This is a genomic window from Streptomyces sp. NPDC046887 (genome assembly GCF_040644755.1).
Taxonomy (GTDB): Bacteria; Actinomycetota; Actinomycetes; order Streptomycetales; family Streptomycetaceae; genus Streptomyces; species Streptomyces lichenis.
In genome coordinates, this window is sequence record NZ_JBEYXH010000078.1 from 1 (window position 1) to 1,390 (window position 1,390).

1 rRNA gene is annotated in these 1,390 nt (G+C 50.4%); it reads right to left on the reverse strand.

From position 1 onward, the window contains the following. Positions 1-1,390 (reverse strand): 23S ribosomal RNA (locus ABZ945_RS32905); the annotation flags it as partial.

Genomic DNA, 1,390 nt, shown 5'->3' on the forward strand with positions numbered 1-1,390 from the left:
CGCATCATTTACTCTTTAGGAGGCTACCGCCCCAGTCAAAGTGTCCGTCAGAAAATGTCTCCCTGGCCGATTATGCCAGCGGGTTAGAGTAACCATAAGTCAAGGGTAGTATCCCAACAACGCCTCAATAGAAACTAGCGTCCCTATTTCAATGGCTCCTACCTATCCTGTACATGACTTACAGGTACTCAATATCAAACTACAGTAAAGCTCCATGGGGTCTTTCCGTCCTGTCGCGGGTAACCTGCATCTTCACAGGTACTAAAATTTCACCGAGTCTCTCGTTGAGACAGTGCCCAAATCATTACGCCTTTCGTGCGGGTCGGAACTTACCCGACAAGGAATTTCGCTACCTTAGGACCGTTATAGTTACGGCCGCCGTTTACTGGGGCTTCAATTCATACCTTCGACTTACGTCTAAGCACTCCTCTTAACCTTCCAGCACCGGGCAGGCGTCACCCCCTATACATCACCTTGCGGTTTAGCAGAGAGCTGTGTTTTTGATAAACAGTTGCTTGGGCCTATTCACTGCGGCTGGCTTTTACACCAGCACCCCTTCTCCCGAAGTTACGGGGCTATTTTGCCGAGTTCCTTAACGAGAGTTCTCTCGATCACCTGAGGCTACTCGCCTCGACTACCTGTGTCGGTTTGCGGTACGGGTAGATATGACTTTACGCTAGAAGCTTTTCTTGGCAGTGTGACATCAGAGAGTTCGCAACCGTAGTTGCTTCCCCATCACAGCTCAATGTTAAAGAGAAATGCATTTGACACATCTCACACCTCACTGCTTAGACCAGAATCCATTAACTGGCATCTCTTAGCCTACTGCGTCCCTCCATCACGATCATATCTAGTACTGGAATATCAACCAGTTGTCCATCGACTACGCCTTTCGGCCTCGCCTTAGGTCCCGACTAACCCAGGGCGGACGAGCCTTCCCCTGGAAACCTTAGTCTTACGGTGGATAAGATTCTCACTTATCTTGCGCTACTCATACCGGCATTCTCACTTCTTAACGCTCCAGCACTCCTCACGGTATACCTTCATCGCGGTTAAGAACGCTCTCCTACCATTGATAAAATATCAATCCAAAGCTTCGGTAATATGTTTAGCCCCGGTACATTTTCGGCGCAGGGTCACTCGACTAGTGAGCTATTACGCACTCTTTGAATGATAGCTGCTTCTGAGCTAACATCCTAGTTGTCTGTGCAACCCCACATCCTTTTCCACTTAACATATATTTTGGGACCTTAGCTGTTGGTCTGGGCTGTTTCCCTTTCGACTACGGATCTTAATGCGCTGACGCCCCCCGGAAACGGGTCAGACGCGGGCGTCCGCCGCCGCCAGTCCGACGAACGCCGACCAGGCACCGGCGCCGACGACGATGACG